Raw genomic sequence first — 23,139 nt, 5'->3', positions numbered from 1 at the left:
GCTGTCCGCGAGTCGGGGTCTGGCCGTGCGCGAGTCGGGCTCCCGCTGTCCGCGAGTCGGGGTCTGGCCGTGCGCGAGTCGGGCTCCCGCTGTCCGCGAGTCGGGGTCTGGCCGTGCGCGAGTCGGGGTCTGGCCGTGCGCGAGTCGGGGTCTCGCTGTTCCGTGAACCGCCTCCGGCGGGCCGGACGAGCGGGCGGATGGCCGGCCATCGGCCCGATCCGTCCGGGCCGCCTGTCGCGGGATACCGCGACTCACGCTCGGATGTACCCCGACTCGCGGGGATGGGGGTTGGGGCGGGGTGAGCGGGACTGGCGGAGCAGGTCGACGGTGAAGATCAGCAGGGCCACCCACACCAGGACGAAACCGACCCAGCGGGTCGCGGGCATGTCCTCGCCCACGACGAGGACGCCCCAGAGGAACTGCAGGGTCGGGTTCAGATACATCAGCACCCCGATCGTGCTGAGCGGCACCCGGCGGGCGGCGGCGCCGTAGAGCAGCATCGGCACCGCCGTCACCGGGCCGCCCACGAGGAGCAGCAGCACGTGGCCGGCGCCGTGGCCGGTCAGCGTCCCGCTCCCGGCCACCTCGAACCACACCACCGTCGCCAGTGCCAGCGGGCCGATGACCAGTCCCTCAGCGGTCAGCCCGGACACGGTGTCGAGGGGCAGCGTTTTCTTGATCAGCCCGTACATGCCGAACGTGGAGCCGAGGACGAGTGCCAGCCACGGGACGCGGCCGTTCTCCACGGCAATGACCGCGACCGCGGCCGTGGCCAGTGCCAGGGCCGCCCAGTGGGCGGGCCGGAGCCGCTCGCGCAGAACCAGTATTCCGAGCAGCACGCTGAACAACGGGCTGATGAAATAGCCGAGGGCGACCTCGACGACCCTCCCGATGAACACCGACGCGATGAACAGACCCCAGTTGACGGTGATGAGGCCGGCGGCCGCGGCGGCCATCAGCCAGCTACGCAGCGAGAGTGCGCGCAGCGCCGCCCAGCCGCGCAGGACGGTGAGCACGCCGACCATCAACAGGGCGGTCCACGCGATCCGGTGGGCCAGGACCTCGACGGGAGCAGCCGGTTCGAGCAGCGGCCAGAACGCCGGGAACATCCCCCAGATCGTGTAGGCGCCCACCGCGGACGCCACACCTCGGCCGTCCAGAGAAGGTGCAGGCGACGTCACACCGTCATCAGAACACCGCAGCGGGTGAGCACCACGGTGATGCTGACCACCCGTTCCGGTGCCGCAGCCAGGGACGATCAGGACTGATCGACCATTTGTGATGAATTCGCGGTTATGCCGTGATATTCGTGGGTGACTTTCGTCTTCCATCGTCCCGTCGGGGGCGATCGAGCAACGGTGGAATCCCTCGTGGCCGGTGGTTCCTCATCAGCGGTGGATCCCACCGCGACCTCCGCGGCGTCCCCGACCGGCGGCGGGGCTTCGACGCGGCGTCCGGTCACGGGGCACGACCGGTCACCGAAGCGTCCTCGGAGCCGGTGGGGCGGGCACGTCCTGCGGAGACCCCGGAAGCCGAACCCGCCGATGGGGCGCTGCCTGCTCGAACCGTCGATTCCGCACTGGCGGCACTCGACTCCTGGATCGAGCGCCGCGACCGCGCTTCGCGGCCGGCGCCCGGGTGCTGCGGCGGCGGGCGCGCTCGATCTGCTCGGGACCATCGGTCCGCCGGACCGGAGGCCGGGTGCGGACGGAGCGGCCCCGAAGGAGTCCCCCGGCGACGCGACCACCGCCATCCCCGCACAGCCCGGGCCACCGGACCTGGACCGGACGACGCGACCCATCCCGCAACAGCGCCGGGAACCGCCGGAGGAAGGTCCGGGCGGCGGCGGGCGGCCTCCGAGGTGAATCGGACCGGCCCGATCCGTCACCCGTCCGGTCAGGGAGTCCGGCCCCATCCCCACCCTGCGAGGCTCAGGACCGTGGTATCCACGAACTGATCGTCTCCGGGCCGGGTACGTCCCGGCTGCGCTCGACAGAGGGAGGGTCGTCGTGTCGGGTCAGATCTGGCTGTGGGTGCTGGTCGTGACCATCGTGCTGGTTGCCGTGGTGTTGCTGGCCCGTCGTCGGACGGCGGGAGGTGCGCCGGCCGGGGACCTCGGGGCCGGGGAGGCCCCAGCCGCGGAGCAGGCGGCCACCCCCCGCGGAGGAACCGAGCCGGCCGAGATCCCGGGGCAGTCAGGAACCGTGGCCGAGGAGCCGGCGGATGCCACCCCTGATGACCAGGAGCCGGCCACGACTCCTGCGGAGCTGCCCTGGAGGGCGCCGGCCGTCGACTCGGCCCTGGCCGCTCTCGACACGGGGCGCATCGGCCGGACCGGACCGAACCGCATCGCGGGGGCTGCGGCGGACGCGGTGTCCTCGGTCGTCGCGGAGGCCCGGAAGGGCCCCCATCCGGGCTCTGCACTACCCAACCCGGACGGCTACTCCCCGTCCCCGGAGTTCGCGATCAAGGCGAACGACGGGTCGAAGCGCTTCCACGACCCGGACTCGCCCTACTACGTCCGCACGCGCGCGGACCTGTGGTTCCGCACCGCCGACGACGCCGAACGAGCCGGTTACAGCCCGTGGAACGCCCGCCGCACGGTCACTTGAACGGGCCTCGGACACAGGAACGCCGGGTCGGCGGCGGCCGACCCGGCGTTCGTATGGGAACGGCGGTGTTCAGCCGGCGACGGTCCAGGTGTCGCGGCCGTTGAGCAGGGCCTGCAGGTCGGCGCCGCCGTTCTGGGCGGCCTTCTCGCGGGCCTGGTCGACCTGGGCGCGGGCGGCGTCGTCGTAGGTGGTGCGGTCGACGTTGCGGAAGATCCCGGTGACGGTGTGGGTCAGGTCCTGGTCGGAGAGCCGGGACAGCGCGAAGGCCAGGTTGTGGTCGGCCTGGTCGTGCACGACGATCTTCCCGGGGTCGATCTCGTCGGCCTTGGCCACGGCCAGCCCGAAGCCGTCCTGGACCACCGCGTAGGACCCGAGCCCGTCGGCGTCGGCCGGGCCGAACCGGATCGGTTCACCGTGGGTGAGCGGGATCAGCCGGTTCTCGTGGTCGCCCTTGCGCAGCACGTCGAAGGACCCGTCGTTGAAGATCGGGCAGTCCTGGAAGATCTCGACCAGGGCGGTGCCGCGGTGCGCCGCGGCCGCGGCCAGGACCTCGGTCAGGCCCTTGCGGTCGCTGTCCAGGGCGCGCCCGACGAAGCTGGCCTCCGCGCCCAGCGCCACGCTGATGGGGTTGAACGGGTGGTCCAGGGAGCCCATCGGGGTGGACTTGGTGACCTTCCCGACCTCGGAGGTGGGGGAGTACTGGCCCTTGGTCAGCCCGTAGATCCGGTTGTTGAACAGCAGGATCTTCAGGTTCACGTTGCGGCGCAGCGCGTGGATCAGGTGGTTGCCGCCGATGGACAGCGCGTCCCCGTCCCCGGTGACCACCCAGACGCTGAGATCGGGTCGGGTGACCGCGAGCCCGGTGGCGATGGTCGGGGCGCGGCCGTGGATGGAGTGCATCCCGTAGGTGTTGAGGTAGTACGGAAACCGGCTGGAGCAGCCGATCCCGGAGACGAACACCGTGTTCTCCCGGCGGATCCCGAGCGTCGGCAGGAAGCTGCGCACGGCGGCGAGCACGGCGTAGTCCCCGCAGCCCGGGCACCAGCGCACCTCCTGGTCGGAGGTGAAGTCCTTGGCGGTCTGCTTGGCGTCGGTGGTCGGCACACCGTCCAGCCCGCCGATCGTCGGCAGACCCAGATCCAGAGCGGTCACGATGTCTCCTCCGCGGGAACGAGTGCGTCGTCGGTCATGCCAGCACTCCCTGCTGTGCGGTGGTCGGGTGGGTCCCGTCGAGGTAGCCGAGGAACAAGTCCTGCAGCTCCTCGGCCTTGAACGGCAGCCCGGAGACCTTGGTGTAGGACTGCGCGTCGACCAGATACCTCGCGCGCAGCAGCAGCGCCAGCTGCCCGAGGTTCATCTCCGGGACCAGCACCGTGCGGTAGCGGGCCAGGACCTCGGCGAGGTTGGCCGGCAGCGGGTTGAGGTGACGCAGGTGCGCGGTGGCCACCTTGTGCCCCATCCCGCGGATGCGGCGGGCGCCGGCCCCGATCGGGCCGTAGGTCGAGCCCCAGCCCACGACGAGGAGCTCGGCGTCCCCGGTCGGGTCGTCCACCTCGACGTCGGGCACCGGAATGCCGTCGATCTTCGCCGCGCGCAGCCGGACCATCCGGTCGTGGTTGTCCGGGTCGTAGGAGATCGCGCCGCGGCCGTCGGCCTTCTCCAGCCCGCCGATGCGGTGTTCCAGCCCCGGGGTGCCGGGCACCGCCCACGGCCGGGCCAGGGTGTCGTCATCGCGCAGATACGGCCAGAACTCGTCCGACCCGTCCGGGGCGTTCGGTGCGGTCGCGAAGCCCGGATCGACCCTGTCCAGGGTGGCGGCGTCGGGGACCTTCCACGGCTCGGAGCCGTTGGCCAGCGACCCGTCCGAGAGCACCATCACCGGGGTGCGGTAGGTGACCGCGATCGCGGCGGCCTCCAGCGCGGCGGCGAAACAGTCCCCCGGCGACCGGGGAGCGATGATCGGCAGCGGGGCCTCCCCGTTGCGCCCGAACATCGCTTGGAGCAGGTCGGCCTGCTCGGTCTTGGTCGGCAGCCCCGTCGACGGGCCGCCGCGCTGCACGTCGATCACCAACAGCGGCAGCTCCAGGGCCACCGCCAACCCGATCGTCTCCGACTTCAGCGACACCCCCGGACCGGAGGTGGTGGTCACCCCGAGCGCCCCACCGAAGCTGGCCCCGAGGGCGGCGCCGACACCGGCGATCTCGTCCTCGGCCTGGAAGGTGGTCACCCCGAAGCCCTTGTGCTTGGACAGCTCGTGGAGGATGTCGCTGGCCGGGGTGATCGGATACGAGCCCAGGAACACCGGCAGCCCGGTGGTCTGCCCGGCGGCCACGATGCCGTAGGCCAGCGCGGTGTTGCCGGTGATCTGCCGGTAGGTGCCCACGTCCAGCTTGGCCGGGGCCACCTCGTAGGTCACCGCGAACGCCTCGGTGGTCTCCCCGTAGGCGTGCCCGGCCCGGAACGCCAGGATGTTCGCCTCGGCCAGCTCCGGGCGGCGGGCGAACTTCTCCCGCAGAAACCGCTCGGTACTCTCGTGCGGGCGGTGATACATCCACGACAACAGCCCGAGCGCGAACATGTTCTTCGCCCGCTCCGCGTCCTTCTTGGAAAGCCCGGTCCCCTCCAGGGCACCCCGGGTCAGGGTGGCCATCGCCACCGGATGCACCTGGAACTCCGCCAGGCTGTCGTCCTCCAGCGGGTTCGCCTCGTAGCCGACCTTGGTCAGGTTCCGCTTGCTGAACTCGTCGGTGTTCACGATCAACACCCCGCCCGCGGGCAGATCGGCGATGTTCGCCTTCAACGCCGCCGGGTTCATCGCCACCAGCACGTCCGGGCGGTCCCCCGGGGTCAGGATGTCGTAGTTGGCGAAATGCAGCTGAAACGACGACACCCCCGGCAGCGTCCCGGCCGGCGCCCGGATCTCCGCCGGGAAATTCGGCAACGTCGACAGGTCGTTCCCGAAGGTTGCGGTCTCCGAGGTGAACCGGTCACCGGTCAACTGCATACCGTCACCCGAGTCACCCGCGAAACGAATCACCACCCGGTCGCGCTGGACAACCTCGCGCCCGTCACCGGACGCGGCGGAGGAATGATCGACGGCGGTGTCGCTGGACGTCATATCGAGGTCAGTCCTCGGGGCTCGATGGCAGGGCAAGGGGGGCAATCTCTGGAGGTTAACCGCCCCCATCGCCGAGTGTCCCCTCACCCTGCCCGATGTCACATCGGGGCGTTCGACCCATTGGAACCCCGGTCCGACCTCAGCGCTTGCTGATCTTCGCCTGGAGCGCCGCGACCCGCTGCTGGAACTCCGCCGAGTGCACGGACGCTGCCTGTGCGCGCACCTCGACCTCGGTGGCGTCGGCATGCGAGGTCATTCCCGCGGTCACCCGCATCGTCGCCTTGGTGGTGATCTCGAGGTCACGGGGCGCGGCGGCCGCGCGGGCGGCCATCTCCAGGGCACCGGCGACCACGTCGTCGTAGCGCCGCCACACCAGGCCGACCCGCTCGGCCTCCTCGGCGTCGAGCACGTCGCCGAACAGGGTCATCGCGGCGGCTCCCTGCGGGCCGACGGCCCGGTTCACCATCCACGTGTAGCCGCCGCCGGGATGCAGCCCGAGCGGCATGAAGCGGGCGTCGAACTTCGCCTTCGGCCCGGCCAGCCGTACGTCGCAGGCCAGGGCGAGGTTCAGCCCGGCACCGACCGCGGCGCCGTTCACGGCGGCGATCGTCGGCAGCGGGCAGTTCGCGACCTCGAGGAAGCCCTCGTAGACGGTGCGCAGCGTGGCCGGGTCCGCGTCCTGCAGCTCCGACAGGTCACCACCGGCGCAGAAGGCCGGGGGCTCGCCGGTGATGACGACGGCGCCGACGCTCTCGTCGGCGACGGCGGCGCGCAGCGCGTCCACGAGCTTGCCGGACAGTTCCAGGTTCATCGCGTTGCGACGCTCGGGGTTCGACACCGTGAGGAGGGCGACCCGGTCTTTGACGTCGGTGCGGACTTCGATGGCCATGAGGGCCATCCTGCCGCCTCGATTACCGTCGCCGGTGTGTCAGGTTCGATCTCACAGCCCCCCACGGAGGGCGACCGCCCGGTCCCGCATCCGACCGCCCCGACGCCCGGCACGAAGCTGGGCCAGCACTACGCGCACTGCTTCGCCTGCGGTGACACGGCGAGCGGGTTGCACATGCGCTTCACGGCGGGCGAGGACCTGACCGTGAGCGGGACCTTCACCGTGACGCCCGAGCACCAGGGCGCCCCGGGCCTGGCTCACGGCGGCCTGCTCACCGCGGCGTTCGACGAGGCGCTCGGTGCGCTGCAGGTGTTCTTCCGGGAGCCGGCGGTGACCGCGCGGCTGCAGACCCATTTCCGTCGGCCGGTGCCGGTCGGGACCACGCTGTACCTGCACGCGCGCGTCGACCGGCGCGAGGGCCGCAAGCTCTGGGTCAGTGCGCAGGGGCGCCTCGACGCCCCGGACGGGCCGGTCGCCGCGGAGGCGGACGCGCTGTTCCTCGTAGTGCCGGCCGAGCACTTCGCCACGTACGGGCGGCCCGAGGACGTGGCGGCGGTGCGGCAGAACCCGGAGCTGCACAACGGTTACCTCGAGGTCAACCCCTGAGCTGCTTCCCGATCGGAACGTGACGCAGCGTCGACATCCAGGGGGATTCTCTCCGAGGAACATCACCCGCTGGTGGCTCGTTGTCCGTACGGGGGGACATCGCACGAGGTTCCCGGAAGGACGGAAGTTCGGTGCACAGCCACATGAACGGCGTGAAGACAGCGGTGCTGCTCGGCGGGATGAGCGCGCTGGTTCTGCTCGTCGGGTCGATGTTCGGCCGCGGCGGGCTTCTCATCGCGCTGGTACTCGCGCTGGGCATGAACGGTTACGCCTATTTCAACTCGGCGAAGCTCGCACTGCGGGCCATGCATGCCCGGCCGATCACCCAGGCCGAGCACCCCGCGATGTACCGGATCGTCCGCGAGCTGAGCCAGTCGGCCCGCCAGCCGATGCCGCAGCTCTACATCAGCCCGACGAATGCGCCCAACGCGTTCGCCACCGGTCGCAGTCCCCGGCACGCCGCGGTGTGTGCGACCACCGGCCTGCTCGAGATCCTCGACGAGCGTGAGCTGCGGGCCGTGCTCGGCCACGAGCTGAGCCATGTCTACAACCGCGACATCCTGATCTCCTCCGTCGCGGGCGCGCTGGCCAGCATGGTGAGCTTCCTGGCCAACATGGCGATGTTCGCGGGCCTGTTCGGGGGCGGTGACGAGGACCGGCCCAACCCGATCGCGATGATGCTGATCGCGCTGCTCGGCCCGATCGCGGCCGGCGTGGTGCAGATGGCCGTCAGCCGGTCCCGGGAGTACCAGGCCGACGCCTCGGGTGCCGAACTGACCCGCGACCCGCTGGCGCTGGCCTCGGCGCTGCGCAAGCTGCAGCTCGGCACCCAGCTCGCGCCGCTGCCGCCCGAGCCGCAGCTCGTCTCGCAGTCGCACCTGATGATCGCGAGCCCGTTCCGGCCGGGCGAGCAGCTGGCCCGGTGGTTCTCCACCCACCCGCCCATGGAGGACCGGATCCGGCGCCTGGAGCAGATGGTCTACCGGGGCTGACGCGCCGACGGGCCGCTCACGCGGGCTCCTCGACCGGTGGCTGCATGAGCGCGAGCACCGCGCCGGCGGGGTCGCGGATCACCGCGTACGCCCCCGGCCCCTCGCCCTTCGGCCCGGCCACGATCTCGCCGCCGCGGGCCGTCGCCGCCGCGAGGCTCGCCTCGAGATCGTCCACCGCGATGTAGGCGAGCCACTGCGGTGGCAGGTCGGCGTTCTCCCCGCGCGCGTGGCAGACGCCGGCGGCCGGTGTGCCGTCCGGGGCCAGCATCATCCAGTCGTCGCCCAGCGGCTCGGGGCGCCAGCCGATCACGTCGGCGTAGAAGTCCCGCAGGCCCGGCGCATCGGGGACGGTGAGGTCAAGGTGGATGAACGTGCCGATCACGGGCCTTCCCCGTCCCGGGGTCACGGGGCGGCGACCGGGGCGGCGGAGGGGAAGAGGCCGGTGAGCCAGTCCTGCCAGGCGGCGGTCGCGGCAGCGCCGTCGATGTCGCCGTCGATGTCGCCCCCGTAGAAGTAGTGGTAGGCGCTCACCCCGCAACCGGCGCCGCCCTCGGCCCCGATCCGGTGCAGCCCGTGCGCGGAGCGGACGCCGAGGAACTCCGCGTTCGCGACGTCGACGACGCCGGTGATCGGCTCCGGGCCGTCGGGGCGCAGCGTGACCTCGTCGCCGACGGCGGGCGGACCGGTGAGCCCGAGCCCGCGGTACAGCACCGGCCAGGCGGTGGCCGCGTCGACGCCCGTCGCGTAGCCCATCGTCACGACGTTGACGACCGGCCGGCCGGCGAAGTGGGCCAGGTACTGGGCCAGGTTGTGGAAGAACAGGTCCCAGCCGGCGTCGAAGCTGTCGTACTCGCCGTCCCAGTCGGACCCGTCGAGGAAACCGCTCTGCACGAAGCGCAGGACCGTGCCGCCGCCGTCGCGGCCCTCGACGAGGAACTCGAAGGCGTAGTCCGGCCGGCCGTCCTCGGGTGCCTGGAAGGAGCCGTACGCGAACCGCCGGCCCGGCTCCCAGGCGGTGACCCGGCCGGAGGTGGCGTACCCGCTGCCGTAGCTCTGCTCGACGGTCCCGCCCGCGCGCGGCTCGACCTGGTGCGGGACGAACCACGCCGAGATGCCCGGTCCCGTCGAGATGGCCTCCCACACCTGCTCGGGTGTGGCGTCGAGCTCGACCCGCTTGCTCAATTCGCGCTCAGTCATCGTTGCGTTCCCCCCGTGGTGACACGCTCGGGTGCAGCGCCACGACGACCCGGTGCGGGCGGCCGTCCGGCGCGTTGTCGTCGTGGTACTTCGCGACCAGCGCGGTGACGGCGCCGGCCAGTTCGTCGGCGAACGCGGCCCGGTCGGCCGCGCTCGCGAAGCGCACCTCGCCGTCGATGGTGAACGTGGCCAGCCGCCTGCCCGCCTTCGCCGAACCCGCCAGGAGCTCGCCGACCTCGCGCACCATCCGCGCGGCGACCGCGACCAGCCAGCGTGCGGAGAGCCGGTCGGGCGCGCGCTCGGGATCGGGCGCGACCCCGGCCAGCACGGCCGGCGAGATCACGTAGCTGGCGGCGGTCGCGCGCATGACCCGCTCGGTGACGTTGCCCTTGCGGCGCTCCTCGACCAGTTCGACCAGACCGTGCTGCTCCAGCGCCCGCAGGTGGTAATTGACCTTCTGCCGGGTGAGGCCGATGCGCGCGGCCAGCGTGGTCGCCGAGCCGGGTTCGGCGAGCTCGGCGAGCAGCCGGGCGCGTACCGGGTCCAGCGAGACCCCGGCCGCGGCCGGGTCGTCGATCACTGCGAGTTCCTGCACGCGGATGACGGTCCCACCGACAAGAAAAGTTGTCAAGAAACGGCCGGCAGCGGCCGTCACACTGGCCGGGTGGCCGCCTCGAGTCGGATGAGGGCGACCCGGCTCGACCGGTGGGACGCCGTGATCACCGGCTACGCGCTGCTCGCCGCGCTGGCCCGCCCCCTGACCGCACCGGCCGCGGTCGCGGTGCTCGTCCCGGGCGTGCTACTGCTCGCGCTGCGGGCCCGGCGGCCCGTTGCGCCGCTGCCGTCCACCGCCCGTCCGCGGCCGGGCGTCGCGCTGTGGCTCGGGCTGGGCGCCGTGCTGGGCCTGTGGGAGATCGTCGCCATCGCGTGGGGGAACGACGCGGACCACCCCACGCTCAGCCTGCTGGCCGACCCGTTGCTGGACACCTACCCGGGTCGGGTGCTGGGCTACCTGGCCTGGTTGGTCGCCGGCCGCTGGCTGGTGACCCGGTGACCCCGTTCGCCGTGATCGCGGCCGGGTTCGTACTCACGCTCGCGGCGATGCTCGCCGTGGAGATCGCCGCGCGGCGCCGGACGGGGCCCCGGCCACGACCGATGGGCGAGGCGCTGCACGCCGCTCTGCTGCACCCGATCACCCGGTGGCTGACCCTGGCCGGCTGGCTGTGGCTGGGTTTCCACTTCCTCGCCCGCTGATCCGCTCACCGACGTCGTCAGTCTGGTCAGCCCGACACACGGCCCCGCAGCTCGCGGCGCAGGATCTTCCCGCTGACCGTCTTCGGCAGCTCGTCGATGATCTCCACCTGGCGCGGGTACTTGTAGGCCGCCATCCGCTCCCGGCAGTGCGTGATCAGCTCCTCGGGCCCGGCGCTCGCGCCCGGACGCAGGCTGACGAAGGCCTTCACCGTCTCGCCCCGGTAGTCGTCCGGAACCCCGATCACCGCGGCCTCGCGGACCGCGTCGTGCTCGTAGAGCACGTCCTCGACCTCCCGTGGCCAGATCTTGTAGCCGCCCGCGTTGATCTGGTCCTTCTTGCGGTCGACGATGTAGAACCAGCCCTCGGCGTCCATGAACCCGACGTCGCCGGTGTGCAGCACCCCGGCGGGCAGCGCGTGCGCGGTCTCGTCGGGCTTGTTCCAGTAGCCGGGGACGACCTGCGGCCCGCTGATCACGATCTCGCCGACCTGGCCCGCCGGCAGGTCCTGTCCGTCCTCGCCGACGATGCGGACCATCGTGTCGAACACCGGCACCCCGATCGACAGCGCGCCCGAGGTCGGGTCCACCGGCGCCCGCCCGGTGAGCGGGCCCACGTGCGACGGCGAGGTCGTCTCGGTGAGCCCGTAGGCGTTGTGGATGTAGTGGCCGAACCGCTTCTCGAAGGCCTCCACGATCGCCGGTGCCACCGGGGCACCGCCGCTGTAGACCTTGGTGAGGCTCGACAGGTCGCGCCGCTCGGCGGTCTCGTGGTTCATCATCGCGACGAACACCGGGATCGCGCCGACGACGAACGTCGCCCGCCAGCGCTCGATCAGGTCGAGCACGGTGCCGGCGTCGAACCGGAAGCCGAGCACCAGCGGCGCCGGTATCAGCACGGCGACGGCGAGATGCCCGATCAGGCCGGTGATGTGGAACAGCGGGGCGACGCCGAGGATCACGTCCTCGCCGCCGAGCCGGAGCCAGTCACGGAAGGTCTGGGCGTTGAACACCACGTTCCGGTGGGTGTTCATCGCTCCCTTCGGCGGGCCGGTGGTACCGGAGGTGTAGGTCAGCAGCGCCACGTCGTCCGGTCCGGCCTCGGGCACGTCCGGCGGGCGCGCGCCGCGGTGGGCCTCGATCAGCTCCAGCAGGTCGACGGTGTCGGCGGCGCGGTCGCGGGCGGTGCCGGCGAGCAGCTTGGGCACGTCGTCGCCCAGGTACTCCAGCTCCGACGTCGTGATGACCGTCCGCACATCGGTCCCCGCCTGCACCGCCGTGACCACCGGGCGCAGCGATTCCAGCGCGACCACCGTCGTCGCCCCGGAATCGGCGAGGATGACCTGCAGTTCACGCTCGCGCAGCATCGGGTTGACCGGCACGACGACGGCGCCGGCCTTCCACGCCGCGAGCATCGTGACCATCCACTGCGGCACGTTCTGCAGGAACACCGCGACCCGGTCGCCGGGCGAGACGCCCAGCCCGGCGAGGCCGGCGGCCAGCGCGTCGCTGTCCGCATCGACCTCGCCGACCGTCCGGGTGGCGTGGAAGTAGTGCAGCAGCGGCCGGTCCGGGGCGCTGCGGACGGCGGCCCGGAACATCGCCAGCGCGCTGGGGTGCTCGATCTCGATCCCGGCCGGAGTGCCCTCGTCGTAGACGTCCAGCCACGGACGCTGGTCGTAGATGCTCATCCCGGCAGTCAACCCGCCGGAGTGATCGTTGTCACTAGCCCTTCACGTAGGCCAGCTTCTCCGCGACCAGGCCGTTCCGGACCGTGAAGACGTCGACGCCCCGGACGTGGCCGCCGCCGGGACCTCCCCACGAGTACCGCCAGCGCGACACCACCCGGTCACCTGCCGCGAAGACCTCCTCGGAGGTGAACACCCCGTCCGGAGTGCCGGTGAAGAGCTCCTCCCAGACCGCGCGGACCGCGTCGTGCCCGGTGTGGCGGCGCCCGTCGGGCGGGGTGGTGTCCTCGAAGACGCAGTCCGGTGTCATCGCGGCCATCACCGCGTCGACGTCGCGCGCGTCGAACGCCGCGTTGAACCGCGCGACGGCGGCGAGGGCCGACGTGGCCGCGCCGGCGGCCGGCGCGCTCACGATCGCCGCCCGAACATCGCCAGCAGCCGGGTCTGCGGGCCGGCGTCCGCCGGGATCGGTGCCCGCTCGCCGATGACGCCCATCGAGCGGTAGATCGGCTCCATCGACTCGAACCAGGCCAGGAGGTACTTCACCGCGTCCGGGTCGAGCGTCTCGTCGGCACCCACGGCGCGGGCGAGGTCCCAGGCGTGCACCAGGTGGTCCGCGGCGAGCTGGGTCGCGTACTCGGTGGCCGGATGGTCGCCGAAGGACAGGTGCACGGTGCGGTCCAACGCCCCGTCGGCCTCGATCGCGGCGAGCGCGGCGGCTGCGGCCTCCTCCCAGGTGCGCACGGGGTCGGCGCCCAGCAGGTCGCCGTCGAAGCGGTCGCCGATCTCCTCGATCGTCGCGCCGCCGAACAACGGCGGGGTCCAGCGCTCCTCGTTCACCAGATGGTTGACCAGGTCGTGGGCGCTCCAGCCGGGACACGGTGTCGCGGCGTCCCAGCGACCCTCGACGGCGTGCACTCTCTCCCCGAACGCTGCGCTGGACCTGCGGTAGAGCTCGGTGATGTCGCTGACGCTCATGCCTGCCTCATCTCACGTAGCCGGAAGCACCCCACCGGTCGACGGTCACGACCGGCTCGTCCCGGCCAGCCACGTGCCGTGCCCCGACGGCAGCACGGTGACTTGGCCGGCGACCTCGTCGAACTTACGCCCGTCGGCCGTCCGGATCCGCAACATTGCGGACACGTGGCGCCGAACGTGCGTGGCCTCGCCACCTGACGGGGGCCTGGTCAGGGGGTGGGTGTGGCTCCGTGGGCGCGGGCGACGGCCATGACGTACTCGCCGTAGCCGGACTTGGCCTGGGCCGCGCCCAGGGCGTAGCAGGCCTCGGCGTCGATGAACCCGCGCTGCAGCGCGATCTCCTCCAGGCACGCGATCCGCACCCCCTGACGGTGCTCCAGAACCTGCACGTACTGACCGGCCTCCAGCAGCGAGTCGTGGGTCCCGGTGTCCAGCCAGGCGAACCCCCGGCCCAGATCGACCAGCCGGGCGGCACCGGCGTCGAGGTAGGCCCGGTTGACATCGGTGATCTCCAACTCGCCGCGGGCCGAGGGCCGCAACCCGGCAGCGATCTCGACCACCCGCTCGTCATAGAGGTACAACCCGGTAATCGCCCGGTTGGACCGGGGCACCGCGGGCTTCTCCTCGATCTCCACCAGCCGCCCGGCGGCGTCGGCCACCCCGACCCCGTAGCGCTGCGGATCGCGCACCGGATAGCCGAACAGCACCGCCCCGTCCGCGCCGCGGGCGATCCCGTCGATCCCGGTGCGCAGCACGTCGGCGAACCCGGGACCGTGGAAGATGTTGTCGCCCAGGACCAGCGCGCAGGGCTGCCCGCCGATGTGCTCGGCGCCGATCAGGAACGCCTGCGCGATGCCCTCGGGCTTGGGCTGCGCGGCGTAGCCCAGGCGCAGCCCGAGCTCGGCGCCGTCCCCGAGCAACCGGCGAAACAGCGGCAGCTCCTCCGGGGTGGTGATGACCAGGATGTCGCGGATCCCGGCCAGCATCAGCACCGACAACGGGTAGTAGATCATCGGTTTGTCGTAGACCGGCAGCAACTGCTTGGACACCGCCCGGGTGATCGGATGCAGCCGCGTGCCGGCCCCGCCGGCCAGAATGATGCCCTTCATCGGCCGCGATGCTGTCACGGCGGGAATGTCGGTGTGCTGCGCCATTCTGTTTCCGCGGTCTCCTCTGTTTCCGCGGTCTCCGCATCGGTCCCGCTGCTCCCGCACCCGTGCGTCAACCTCGTGCCCGACGCCGGGCGGCTCGCCGTGTCCGGGGTGGGTCGCGGCCGCTTCACCTCCGTCTACCGCGGCACAGGCCGGGTGTTCGGGGTGAAGTTCCGGTCGGGGGCGTTCCTGCCGTTCCTGGGCGCGCCGGTCTCCGGGCTGACCGGCGTGGTGGTGGCGGCCGAGCAGCTGTGGGGCTCGCGGCCACTGCGCCGGCGACGTCGATGACCGGGCCCGCCGGTGAGCTCATCGGGCAGGTGGAGGGATTCCTGCGGGCGCGCCTTCCGGCGCCGGACCGCAGGTGGACTCGTCGGCCGGATCGTGGCGGCACTGTTGCACGACCGCACGATCACCCGCTTCGACGACGTGACGGCCCGGTTCGGTCTGGCTCCGCGCACCCTGCAACTGCTGTTCCGGCGCTACGTCGCGGTGAGCTCGAAGTGGGTGCTGCGCCGGTGCCGGCTGCACGAGGCGGCGGCGCGGCCGGCCGCGGAGCACGACCGGCCGTGGGCCGAGGTGGCCGCCGAGCTGGGCTACTTCGACCCGTCGCATTTCATCCGCGATTTCGCCGCCGCGATCGGTATGACGCCGGCCGCCTACGCGCAGGCCTGCCGGCGCCGGGAGGTGCTGCTGAGCGCGTGACGCCCAGCTGAGTTGCGCAGAGAGATTCAGCGGCTAGGCTGGGTCCATGACGGACGTGGAGCTGGCGATCGGCACCCGGGAGCGGTCCTACCGGTGGGGCGACCCGCTGGTAGGCGCCTCCGTGGCGCCCACCATGGACGGCCTGTCGTACCTGCAGGCGATGCTGCGCGGAGAGCTTCCGCACCCGCCGATCCTCGACACCCTCGACTTCGAGCTGGAGTCCGTCGAGGTCGGGTCCGTGGTGTTCCGGCTCCGACCTGCGGAGTTCCACTACAACCCGATCGGCTCGGTCCACGGCGGGGTCTACGCCACCCTGCTCGACTCCGCCGCGGGGTGTGCGGTGCACACCACGCTGCCGGCGAGGGCGTGGTACACGAGCCTGGACCTCAACGTGAAGTTCCTGCGGCGCGTCACGGTGGATACCGGGACGGTGCGATGTGAGGGGCGGATCGTCCACCTCGGTGGGCGCACGGCGCTGGCCCGGGCGGAGCTCATCGACGGCGCCGGGACGCTGTTGGCGGAGGCCACGTCGAGCTGTCTGATCACGCGGGGCGGCTGACGAGTTCCCCACCGGCGGGCCGCGGTGACGCGAGGGCGGGCGCCCCGGTAACCGCGGGCCCGCCCTCGCGAACTTGTGCGAGCGGGAGCGGGTCCCGGTCGCCTCACCCCGGCTACCGGTAGTTGGTGAACTGCAGGGCGATCCCGAAGTCCTTGCTCTTGAGCAGCGCGATGACTCCCTGCAGGTCGTCCTTCTTCTTGCCCGAGACGCGTAGCTGGTCCCCCTGGATCTGGGCCTGGACGCCCTTCAGCTTCTCGTCCCGGATGACCTTGCTGATCTCCTTGGCCTTGTCCGACGCGATGCCCTGAAGGATCTTGCCGGTGACCTTGTAGGTCTTGCCGGAGACCGCGGGCTCGCCGACCTCGAAGGCCTTCAGCGAGATGTTCCGCTTGATCAGCTTCTCCTTGAAGACGTCGATCGCGGCCTTGAGGCGCTCCTCGGTCTCCGACTCCAGAGCGATCGCTTCTTCGCCGGACCATGCGATCGACGTGCCCGTGCCGCGGAAGTCGAAGCGCTGGGATAGCTCCTTCGACGCCTGGTTGAGGGCGTTGTCGACCTCCTGCCGGTCGACCTTGCTCACCACGTCGAACGACGGGTCGGCCATGGGGTGTCCTCCTTCGGACCGGGCCCCTGCGAGCCCGGATCTTCGCTGTCGTATCCTTCTCCCTGCGGATCGGCCAGCCCGATCGCAACACGGCAGGTTGCCCGAGTGGCCAAAGGGAGCGGACTGTAAATCCGTCGGCTTAGCCTACGAAGGTTCGAATCCTTCACCTGCCACCCCCACGGGGTGCGGCCCCTGACCAGCGAAAATCTGGTCAGGGGCCGTTCTCGTTCACGTCCGCCACTGGCTGGGGCCGCTCGATTCCGACGCCGAGCACGGCAACCAGCTGGTCCCCGCACTGCGCGCCTACCCCGGCTCCTGCGGCAACTACCTGCGGACCGCCCGCACGCTCGACATCAACACCAGCACCGCCCGCTACCGGTCCACCGCATCCACCAGGTCCTCGCCGACGACCTCACCGACCGCGACACCCGATTCAACCTCCAGGCTGCCACCCGCCTCCTCGCCTAGAGCGACGACCGCCGGCAGCCCAGACGTAACCGACCACGACTCGCGGGCTCCGCCCGCGCCCGGCACCGCTTCAGGAGATCAGAGGGCGGACGGCGGTGACACGGCGTCGGATCGTCGCTGTCCGGCAGGCGCGGCAAGTCAGTAGACGACGCTGAACCAATGCGCCGTTTCGCCGGCAAGCGGCTTCAACCGCACGTTGGCTCCGCCCGGATGGTCGAAGAGGCGCACGCCGTCACCGAGTAGCACGGGGGCGACGAAAACCAGGATCTCATCGAGTTGCTTCGCCTCTATGCACTGCTTGGCGACATTCGCGCCGAGGACGTTGACGTATTTGTCCCCAGCCGCCTTCTTGCTTTCCGCGATCGCGCTCGGCAGGTCGCCCACGAAGGTGACGTCCGCGGGCGGCTCTGCAGGCGGCCGGTGGGTCAGCACGAAGACCGGGCCGTGGTACCGGCCTCCGAACGCGCCTTCGCTGTCAGTGCCGCGGTTCGGATCATCACCACCGAAGGTGTTGTTGCCGGCGAGGATCGCGCCGACGCTGTTCAGCAGGCGGTCCGCTGTGGGGTTGTCGCCCGCTACGTGTTCGGTGAGCCACGACATGTCGCCGCCGGGGCCGGCGATGTAGCCGTCGAGCGACATGGTCGCCGCGTACAGCAGCTTGGCCATGATTCTCCTTCCGTAGGTCATCCGTCACCGGGTAGACGACCGGCGATCGGAAAACTCATCGGCGGGTGACGAAGGCTCGAATCCTTCACCTGCCACACCCTGCGGCGGTTCCCGTTGCATCCCCGATGCGGCCGCCACCGTTCCATGCACTCATCCACATCGCACGGGTGACAGCGGGCGAGGCGCTGTTGGTGATGGGCGTAGGTGGCTCGGGCTGCACGCCGTGCAGGCGCGCGGTCATATGCGGCCTCGGGGCTGATCCGGTCACGGTTCTCCCGCCGACCGTGTTCGTGCGCAAACAACGGGTCGTCGTTCTCCCATCATCGCCGTACTCGCATGCCCCCTTCCCGTCGCTGTGATCCGCCTGCGGCGGTGCGGGCCGGCCCGCACCCGCTCGTGCACCGCCCGCTCACCACATCAGCTCGTCCCGTCGTATGCCGCGTACCGGAACCGCACTACCGTGAGCGGTACGTCAAGGCTGGGAGTCGGCCATGCCCGTCGCACCCGATCATGCAGCCACCGAACTGCTCACGATCGATCTCGAACACCTGAGCACGAGCGCGACCGTGTGCGCGATCCGAGGCGAGATCGACCTGGCCAGCGAGGCGGCCTTCCGGGCCGGACTCGAACGCGCCCTCGGTGGCACTCCCACGCTCGTGATCGATCTTTGCGAGGTCACCTTCATCGGCTCGATCGCCGCCGCGATCGTCATCGACGTCCTCCAGCACCAGAGTGATCGCCAGGTGATCAAGGTCGTCAGCGGTCAATGCGGCACGAAGGTGTTCAGGATGGTCGGGCTGTCCGCGGCCGTCGACTGCTTCCCGAACCGCGCGCCGATGTGATTCGCTGACAGGAAGGGCGGCGCCGTTCCGTTGTGGCGGTGGATCGGCGACGGAGCTACGACGTTCAGCTACCGACTCCCGAGGACCGAGCCGCCGCCCGGACGCGGGCCGTTCCCCGATCGACGGTCAGGCCCGCGGCTGGTCCGCGTTGCACGTCGCCGTCATCCGGAAGCGGGCGGACCGTCCACCGGGTAAGGCGGACGTCACGGCGTCGTGGCACGTCCGGCGTGGACGGTGGTGGCCATCAACACGAACAGGTCCGGACGCCGGTACAGCCCTTCCTCGTCCTGCGGGTCGAGCAGCCGCTCGACCGTGGCCCGGTCCTCCGCTGAGATCTGGTCCGCCAGCCGCTCCCGGATCCCGCCCCACCAGCCGACGACCACCGCCCGTGTCCTGGCATCCAGCGGCGCCGTGTGGTCCACCAGGAACGAGCGCGTTCCGCACGGGGTCAGCCCGGCGTCGGCGAGGATCCCGGGCCAGTGCTCCGCCGTCGACGCCGCCCCGGGCTGCGCCGCGCGCATCTCGGAGAACCAGTCCTGCTGAGCCACGTCCAGCCGCGCTTCCAGCCCGGGCCGGCCGATACCGATGTCCCGTGGAAGCGAGCGCAGGGACAGCCCGCCCTCGGCGATCGCCAGCACACCGCCCGGACGCACGAGAGCGGCCATCCGCCGCACCGCCGCTTCCTGGTCACCCAGGTGGTGCACGACCCGGCTCGCCCAGACGATGTCCGCGGGTTCGAGCAAGTCCAGTCCATCGGGCAGGTCCTGCTGCGTGACGACGAGACGCTCGCCGAGCCCCAGACGCGCGGCCCGGGCCGATGCCCGCTCCAGCAACGGCGCCGACCCGTCCACGGCCCCGATCACGGCGCCGGGGAACGCGGACGCCAGCACGCACGAACCGACCCCGGGCCCGCTACCGATGTCGAGGATCCGCCGCACCGGCCGGTCACGGGTCAGCTCCGCGAGCCAGTTCGCCGCCCCCTCGAGGAAACCGAGGGACATCTCCGCCTCGCCCTCCAACCGGGCCCCGGCGGCGTCCCAGCCGTCCTGGTGCGGCTGGTGATGTCCGTGCCCATGGCTCTCGGGTGTCGTCGTCTCCCTGCTCACAGTCTGTGCCGCCACTCGCCGGTCATGCTGACGTCGGAGCGGCGTCGACCACGACGCCGCCGGGCCCCCGGGCCGGCCGGCATCGCGACGGCACGAGCGTGCGCAACTGGTCGAAGGCGGCTACGACCGGCACTCCGACGGCGACGGTCTCCACCCGCTGCACGATCCGCATCTCGTCACCGCTTCCAGGTACGAGGCCATGACTGCTGATCACACTAGAGCCGCCCGGCGGGAGACTGACAACCACCGAACAGCCAGATTCCGGGAGGCGACCGGGCCCAGACTCCAGCGCCTCGGCGGGCGCCGCAACCTGCCGCACGAGGACCACGACATGAGGACCCGGTTCCGGGTGGGCGAGGACGCCCCAGACAACGATCCCATCGCCTCCGGTCGACCGACGAAGCCCTGACACCGGGCCGGGCCCTCGACCCGGCCACCGGGGCTCGGTCCATGAGCCGGGTGGGGGGATCCCGCTGCGGGATTTGGTACCCGTGGGCCGAGGTGCGCACCTCCGCGCCGGCCCGGGGCTGTGCCGCAGCGGACACCGGAGCGACCCGGGGGGTGCACATGAGACACCGACCGCTCCCGGTCCGGCTTCCGGCGCCGGGCCGGACAGCCGCGAACGCCTTCGGCCGGGTCGGCCTCCAGGTCGCCGCCGAGATCGGCAGCGTCGCTGCGACACCGGGGCACACCCGGACTCGGGCCGAGGCGATGCTCGAACCCTTGCGCCGCATCGTGCCGTTCGACGCGATCTGGATGGCCACGCTCGACCCGGAGCGACGGGAGCACACCCAGTTGGCCGCCCGCGGGTATGACGACGCCACCCTCCGTTACATGGCCGGGCCGGAGATGCTCGTCGACATCGAGGCCGTGGGCCTGGACCGCTCGGGCCGGACCGTCACCGTCAGCGACACCCCCGTGCCCAAGGAGGAGCTGCGGATCTGGGTCGACTACTACGGTCCTGCAGGCTTCGTCGAGGGGTTGGGCGTCGGCCTGTTCACCGCGGACGGGCGCTACCTCGGGCTGCTGGCCATGATGACCGGCACCAAGGCGCACCCGACCCGCGGTGAACGCGAGCTGTTCGCCATGCTGGCCCCGACCGTCGCCTGCGCGGTGGACCCCATGCGCATGGTCGCCACGTCGGCCCGCATGGTGCGCCACGCCCACGCCGGCGTGGTGCTGACCCGTGACGGCGCGCTCCTTCCCCTGCCGGACATGCCGCGGCACCCGGTCGTCGAACGCGGCTCGGCGGTGTTGTCCGTCGTCACCTCGTACCTGGCCCAGGGAGCCGCGTACGTGTCGTTCCTGTGCCCCCATCAGGTGGGACACCTGCGGATCACGGCACTGCCCTGCCCGCCCGAGCCGCCGTACCATCTCACGGCCGTCGTGCTGGTCTCGACGCCGCCGGACCTGTACGGGCTCACGCCGTGCGAGCTCGACGTCCTCGGGCTGCTCGTCGAGGGGTGGCCGCGCGGACGCATCGCGGCCGCCCTGCGGATGGCCGAGTTCGACGTCGCGGCACGGATCGAGACGGCCGCGGCGAAGCTCGGAGCCCCCACCGGGACGTTGGCCACGGTCCGGGCCGCACGGGAGGGCCTCTACGTGCCCCGGGCGCTGATCGGCTTGCACCCGGACCCCGGCCTGCGCGACGAGCCCGCCCGCGACGCCCGGAGCAATCCCGCCACGGTCAACCGGGTGGTGGCGGCGATCCAGGCCCGGCACGGCCGCCGGTGGACACTCGCCGAACTCGCCGAGATCGCCCACCTCAGCCCGCGGCGGCTGCAGTTCGAGTTCCAGCGCGGGCTCGCCACCACCCCCATGCGCTATCTGGAGGGCGTCCGGCTCGCCCGCGCCCACGAGGAGCTGTCCCGGGCCGATCCGGCGACCTCCTCGGTGGGCCGCATCGCCGAACGCAACGGCTTCTCCCACCTCGGCCGGTTCGCGGCGAGCTACCGGGAGGTCTACGGCGTTCCACCGTCGCAGACCCTGCGCCGCCCGCGGTGACCGGCCGGTCCGCCGCCACCACGGCCCGGTCCGACCGGGACCGCAGCCGCCACACTGGGGTGGATCTCGAACAGGGCGGACCGCCCCATCGTGGCGAGGATCTGCTCGCGCTCGGCGTCGATGCCGACCAGTGCGAAGCCGATGTCGGCCTCACCGGCCGCGTACGCCGCATGCACCAGGGCGGACACCGCCTCGGCGTCCAGCACCGCGTGCTCGCCCCACTCCACGACGACGGGGAGCCTGGCGGCCGCCAGCAGCCCGTCGAACACCCGGCGCAGCTCCCTCGGATCCAACCGGCCCCGCACCCGAACGAGCCGGATGCCACCGCTCAGGATCTCGACCTCGATCGCCGACCGGAACGCCTCGTCGGCGGACCGCTCCCCGGGCCCTGTCAGCAGTCTCATCCGCGGCGCTCCTGACGCCCCCGTTCACCCGGTGCGCCCGCTCCGGCCGCACCCCGACGCGGACATTGAAGAGCCGGAGCGCGGTCGGCGGCTATCCGTATCGCGACCGTCCTCGTACGGTTCGCGCACCCCGGTGACCGTGATCCCGAGCATCTCCAGGATCCGGGCCGGTCGGGCCGAACTGCGCCCGAGTCCGGAGCCGGCGGTCGCTCGCTCAGAGCTGCCCGTCGCCGTCCACGGCCCGCAGCGCCGCCACCGCGGCCTCGTGTCCCAGGTCGGCCGCACGCTCCACCCGGTCCACGTCGATGGTCAGTCCCCGGACACCGGACGTGCGTGCCGGTGTGATCGCCAGCAGGTGCGCGCCGCCGCGGTCGGGATGAGCGGCGTCGGAGAGCAGCGCCAGGCTGTCGGCGTGCCGGCGGACGTCCTGGGTCATCGCACCGAGACCGGGGACGACGACGTCCAGCGAGCGGGCCCACAGCGGGGCCTTCTCGCCCGGATCGGACCGGCGCAATTCGGGAACGGTCCGGGTGAGCAACGCGAGTACGTGGGTGGCGCCGTCGCGCAGCGCACGCAGGACGGGGAGCGGGTCGCCGACGGAGCCGTCGATCCAGCGCCGGCCGCGCAGCTCGACGGGGGGCCCGGCCAGCCACGGGATGGTCGCGGTGGCCCGCATGGCCAGCTTCCACTCCTGCGCGCTGTCCAACTCGGTCATGACGTACGGCTGCATGTCGTCGGCATCGGTCACGACGACGTGCAGCGGCACCGGGCTGGTCTGCAGCGACGACCACGACGTCGGCTTGGACACCGTGAGGATCTCGTCGAACAGGTGGTCGAGAGACACCATCGGACGCCGCGTCCCCAGCCGGCGCGGATCGATGAACTCCTTGCAGGCCATGTCCTCGGAGAAGATGCGAGCGGCGTCGTTGCCGTGGCCCAGCACCAGCGCCGTGCCGACGAAGGCCCCGGCCGAGCTTCCGTAGACCACGTCGAAGGTGTCGCTGAGTCCGGCCTCCTCCAGCGCCCGCACCATCCCGCCCGCGTACGCCCCGCGCATCCCACCGCCGGCGACCACGAGTGCGATGCGGTACGGATCGGAGCGTGCGTCGGGCTTGCTGCCCGCGTCGCGCCGGCGCACCAGTGCGCGCAGGACCTCCTCGTCGCCGGAGAGGGCGGCGTCGGCGGGCCGGCTGAGCTCGGGGTCTCGACCGGGTATGGACATGCCCCGATCATCCCGTCCCGGCTCGCGCCGTCCGCGCCCGGTGTCGCCGATCGCCGGCCCGGTGCGGGCGGGACGCCGGG

At 71.8% G+C, this 23,139-nt stretch carries 27 protein-coding genes and 1 tRNA gene; 11 read left to right on the top strand and 17 right to left on the bottom strand.

Going from position 1 to position 23,139, the window contains the following annotated elements; all coding sequences use genetic code 11:
- Positions 1–251 precede the first annotated feature (251 nt).
- The gene (gene rarD / locus HF519_RS22040; RefSeq protein WP_312860269.1) at positions 252–1,145 is read right to left on the bottom strand and encodes an EamA family transporter RarD; all 894 of its coding nucleotides are present in this window, start codon (positions 1,143–1,145) and stop codon (positions 252–254) included.
- Between the two features lie 864 nt (positions 1,146–2,009).
- Between rarD and HF519_RS22035 the strand changes: the two genes are divergently transcribed.
- Positions 2,010–2,612 carry a sunset domain-containing protein gene (locus tag HF519_RS22035; RefSeq protein ID WP_169414895.1) on the top strand — a complete coding sequence of 201 codons (603 nt, stop codon included), beginning with the start codon at positions 2,010–2,012 and terminating at the stop codon, positions 2,610–2,612.
- Between the two features lie 69 nt (positions 2,613–2,681).
- Here the strand turns inward: HF519_RS22035 and HF519_RS22030 are convergent, their stop codons facing one another.
- From HF519_RS22030 to HF519_RS22020, 3 genes are all read right to left on the bottom strand, one after another.
- The gene (locus HF519_RS22030; RefSeq protein ID WP_169414894.1) at positions 2,682–3,764 is read right to left on the bottom strand and encodes a 2-oxoacid:ferredoxin oxidoreductase subunit beta; all 1,083 of its coding nucleotides are present in this window, start codon (positions 3,762–3,764) and stop codon (positions 2,682–2,684) included.
- Positions 3,765–3,798: 34 nt separating this feature from the next.
- Positions 3,799–5,730: a 2-oxoacid:acceptor oxidoreductase subunit alpha gene (locus HF519_RS22025; protein ID WP_211170406.1), complete on the bottom strand. Its 1,932-nt coding sequence runs from the start codon at positions 5,728–5,730 to the stop codon at positions 3,799–3,801.
- A gap of 139 nt (positions 5,731–5,869) precedes the next feature.
- Positions 5,870–6,619, bottom strand: a complete 750-nt coding sequence (locus HF519_RS22020) for an enoyl-CoA hydratase (RefSeq protein ID WP_169414892.1) — start codon at positions 6,617–6,619, stop codon at positions 5,870–5,872.
- Between the two features lie 36 nt (positions 6,620–6,655).
- On the opposite strand from HF519_RS22020, the gene HF519_RS22015 reads away from it, so the two are divergent.
- Positions 6,656–7,225, top strand: coding sequence for a PaaI family thioesterase (locus tag HF519_RS22015; RefSeq protein ID WP_312860268.1), 570 nt, complete (start codon positions 6,656–6,658; stop codon positions 7,223–7,225).
- A 131-nt stretch (positions 7,226–7,356) separates the two neighbouring features.
- Positions 7,357–8,217 (top strand): zinc metalloprotease HtpX, encoded by an 861-nt coding sequence (htpX, locus tag HF519_RS22010; RefSeq protein ID WP_169414891.1) that lies wholly within the window; start codon positions 7,357–7,359, stop codon positions 8,215–8,217.
- Between the two features lie 16 nt (positions 8,218–8,233).
- Here the strand turns inward: htpX and HF519_RS22005 are convergent, their stop codons facing one another.
- Genes HF519_RS22005 through HF519_RS21995 form a run of 3 tightly spaced genes read right to left on the bottom strand, consistent with a single transcriptional unit; the run spans position 8,234 to position 10,009 of the window.
- Positions 8,234–8,599 carry a VOC family protein gene (locus tag HF519_RS22005; RefSeq protein ID WP_169414890.1) on the bottom strand — a complete coding sequence of 122 codons (366 nt, stop codon included), beginning with the start codon at positions 8,597–8,599 and terminating at the stop codon, positions 8,234–8,236.
- Positions 8,600–8,619: 20 nt separating this feature from the next.
- Positions 8,620–9,414: an SRPBCC family protein gene (locus HF519_RS22000; RefSeq protein ID WP_169414889.1), complete on the bottom strand. Its 795-nt coding sequence runs from the start codon at positions 9,412–9,414 to the stop codon at positions 8,620–8,622.
- On the bottom strand, positions 9,407–10,009 hold the full coding sequence (locus tag HF519_RS21995; RefSeq protein WP_169414888.1) for an ArsR/SmtB family transcription factor: 603 nt from the start codon (positions 10,007–10,009) through the stop codon (positions 9,407–9,409). Before HF519_RS21995 ends, HF519_RS22000 begins: the two co-directional genes overlap by 8 nt.
- 69 nt (positions 10,010–10,078) lie before the next feature.
- Here HF519_RS21995 and HF519_RS21990 point away from each other — a divergent pair, with 69 nt between their 5' ends.
- Together HF519_RS21990 and HF519_RS33015 are read left to right on the top strand one after the other, a co-directional pair.
- Positions 10,079–10,468: a hypothetical protein gene (locus HF519_RS21990; protein ID WP_169414887.1), complete on the top strand. Its 390-nt coding sequence runs from the start codon at positions 10,079–10,081 to the stop codon at positions 10,466–10,468.
- On the top strand, positions 10,465–10,668 hold the full coding sequence (locus HF519_RS33015) for a DUF6186 family protein (RefSeq protein ID WP_169414886.1): 204 nt from the start codon (positions 10,465–10,467) through the stop codon (positions 10,666–10,668). The genes HF519_RS21990 and HF519_RS33015 overlap by 4 nt, the downstream gene beginning before the upstream one ends.
- Before the next feature lie 26 nt (positions 10,669–10,694).
- Here HF519_RS33015 and HF519_RS21980 read toward each other — a convergent pair whose 3' ends face one another.
- The 4 genes from HF519_RS21980 to rfbA all read right to left on the bottom strand — a co-directional run bounded on the left by HF519_RS21980 (position 10,695) and on the right by rfbA (position 14,440).
- Positions 10,695–12,356, bottom strand: a complete 1,662-nt coding sequence (locus HF519_RS21980; protein WP_169414885.1) for an AMP-binding protein — start codon at positions 12,354–12,356, stop codon at positions 10,695–10,697.
- Between the two features lie 34 nt (positions 12,357–12,390).
- The gene (locus tag HF519_RS21975) at positions 12,391–12,765 is read right to left on the bottom strand and encodes a nuclear transport factor 2 family protein (protein WP_169414884.1); all 375 of its coding nucleotides are present in this window, start codon (positions 12,763–12,765) and stop codon (positions 12,391–12,393) included.
- Positions 12,762–13,331, bottom strand: coding sequence for a TIGR03086 family metal-binding protein (locus HF519_RS21970; RefSeq protein WP_169414883.1), 570 nt, complete (start codon positions 13,329–13,331; stop codon positions 12,762–12,764). The genes HF519_RS21975 and HF519_RS21970 overlap by 4 nt, the downstream gene beginning before the upstream one ends.
- Positions 13,332–13,540: 209 nt before the next feature.
- Positions 13,541–14,440, bottom strand: coding sequence for a glucose-1-phosphate thymidylyltransferase RfbA (gene rfbA / locus HF519_RS21965; protein ID WP_169414882.1), 900 nt, complete (start codon positions 14,438–14,440; stop codon positions 13,541–13,543).
- On the opposite strand from rfbA, the gene HF519_RS33010 reads away from it, so the two are divergent.
- The 3 genes from HF519_RS33010 to HF519_RS21950 all read left to right on the top strand — a co-directional run bounded on the left by HF519_RS33010 (position 14,396) and on the right by HF519_RS21950 (position 15,743).
- Positions 14,396–14,770, top strand: a complete 375-nt coding sequence (locus tag HF519_RS33010; protein WP_312860267.1) for a DUF6597 domain-containing transcriptional factor — start codon at positions 14,396–14,398, stop codon at positions 14,768–14,770. The two genes, rfbA and HF519_RS33010, sit on opposite strands and share 45 nt — an antisense overlap.
- Before the next feature lie 93 nt (positions 14,771–14,863).
- Positions 14,864–15,184, top strand: coding sequence for a helix-turn-helix domain-containing protein (locus HF519_RS21955; protein WP_169414880.1), 321 nt, complete (start codon positions 14,864–14,866; stop codon positions 15,182–15,184).
- Positions 15,185–15,230: 46 nt separating this feature from the next.
- A complete protein-coding gene (locus tag HF519_RS21950) occupies positions 15,231–15,743 on the top strand; it encodes a PaaI family thioesterase (RefSeq protein ID WP_169414879.1) in 513 nt (170 codons plus the stop codon).
- Between the two features lie 112 nt (positions 15,744–15,855).
- On the opposite strand, the gene HF519_RS21945 is transcribed toward HF519_RS21950, so the two are convergent.
- On the bottom strand, positions 15,856–16,347 hold the full coding sequence (locus tag HF519_RS21945) for a YajQ family cyclic di-GMP-binding protein (protein WP_169414878.1): 492 nt from the start codon (positions 16,345–16,347) through the stop codon (positions 15,856–15,858).
- A gap of 91 nt (positions 16,348–16,438) precedes the next feature.
- Between HF519_RS21945 and HF519_RS21940 the strand changes: the two genes are divergently transcribed.
- Positions 16,439–16,520 (top strand) — tRNA-Tyr (locus tag HF519_RS21940).
- A gap of 433 nt (positions 16,521–16,953) precedes the next feature.
- Here the strand turns inward: HF519_RS21940 and HF519_RS21935 are convergent.
- The gene (locus HF519_RS21935) at positions 16,954–17,481 is read right to left on the bottom strand and encodes a dihydrofolate reductase family protein (protein WP_169414877.1); all 528 of its coding nucleotides are present in this window, start codon (positions 17,479–17,481) and stop codon (positions 16,954–16,956) included.
- Positions 17,482–17,972: 491 nt separating this feature from the next.
- On the opposite strand from HF519_RS21935, the gene HF519_RS21930 reads away from it, so the two are divergent.
- Positions 17,973–18,323 (top strand): STAS domain-containing protein, encoded by a 351-nt coding sequence (locus HF519_RS21930; protein ID WP_169414876.1) that lies wholly within the window; start codon positions 17,973–17,975, stop codon positions 18,321–18,323.
- Between the two features lie 203 nt (positions 18,324–18,526).
- Here HF519_RS21930 and HF519_RS21925 read toward each other — a convergent pair whose 3' ends face one another.
- Positions 18,527–19,444, bottom strand: a complete 918-nt coding sequence (locus HF519_RS21925; RefSeq protein WP_211170404.1) for a class I SAM-dependent methyltransferase — start codon at positions 19,442–19,444, stop codon at positions 18,527–18,529.
- Positions 19,445–19,451: 7 nt separating this feature from the next.
- Positions 19,452–19,601: a hypothetical protein gene (locus HF519_RS21920; protein WP_169414875.1), complete on the bottom strand. Its 150-nt coding sequence runs from the start codon at positions 19,599–19,601 to the stop codon at positions 19,452–19,454.
- A gap of 395 nt (positions 19,602–19,996) precedes the next feature.
- On the opposite strand from HF519_RS21920, the gene HF519_RS21915 reads away from it, so the two are divergent.
- Positions 19,997–21,433, top strand: a complete 1,437-nt coding sequence (locus HF519_RS21915) for a helix-turn-helix domain-containing protein (protein WP_169414874.1) — start codon at positions 19,997–19,999, stop codon at positions 21,431–21,433.
- Here HF519_RS21915 and HF519_RS21910 read toward each other — a convergent pair.
- Positions 21,391–21,837, bottom strand: a complete 447-nt coding sequence (locus HF519_RS21910; RefSeq protein ID WP_169414873.1) for an STAS domain-containing protein — start codon at positions 21,835–21,837, stop codon at positions 21,391–21,393. The genes HF519_RS21915 and HF519_RS21910 overlap by 43 nt on opposite strands.
- 214 nt (positions 21,838–22,051) lie before the next feature.
- The coding region (locus HF519_RS21905) for a patatin-like phospholipase family protein (protein WP_312860266.1) at positions 22,052–23,139 on the bottom strand (1,088 nt) is incomplete at its 5' end.

It is taken from the genome of Pseudonocardia bannensis (assembly GCF_012911875.1).
Lineage (GTDB): Bacteria > Actinomycetota > Actinomycetes > Mycobacteriales > Pseudonocardiaceae > Pseudonocardia > Pseudonocardia bannensis.
This window is presented reverse-complemented; position numbering and strand designations above follow the sequence as displayed.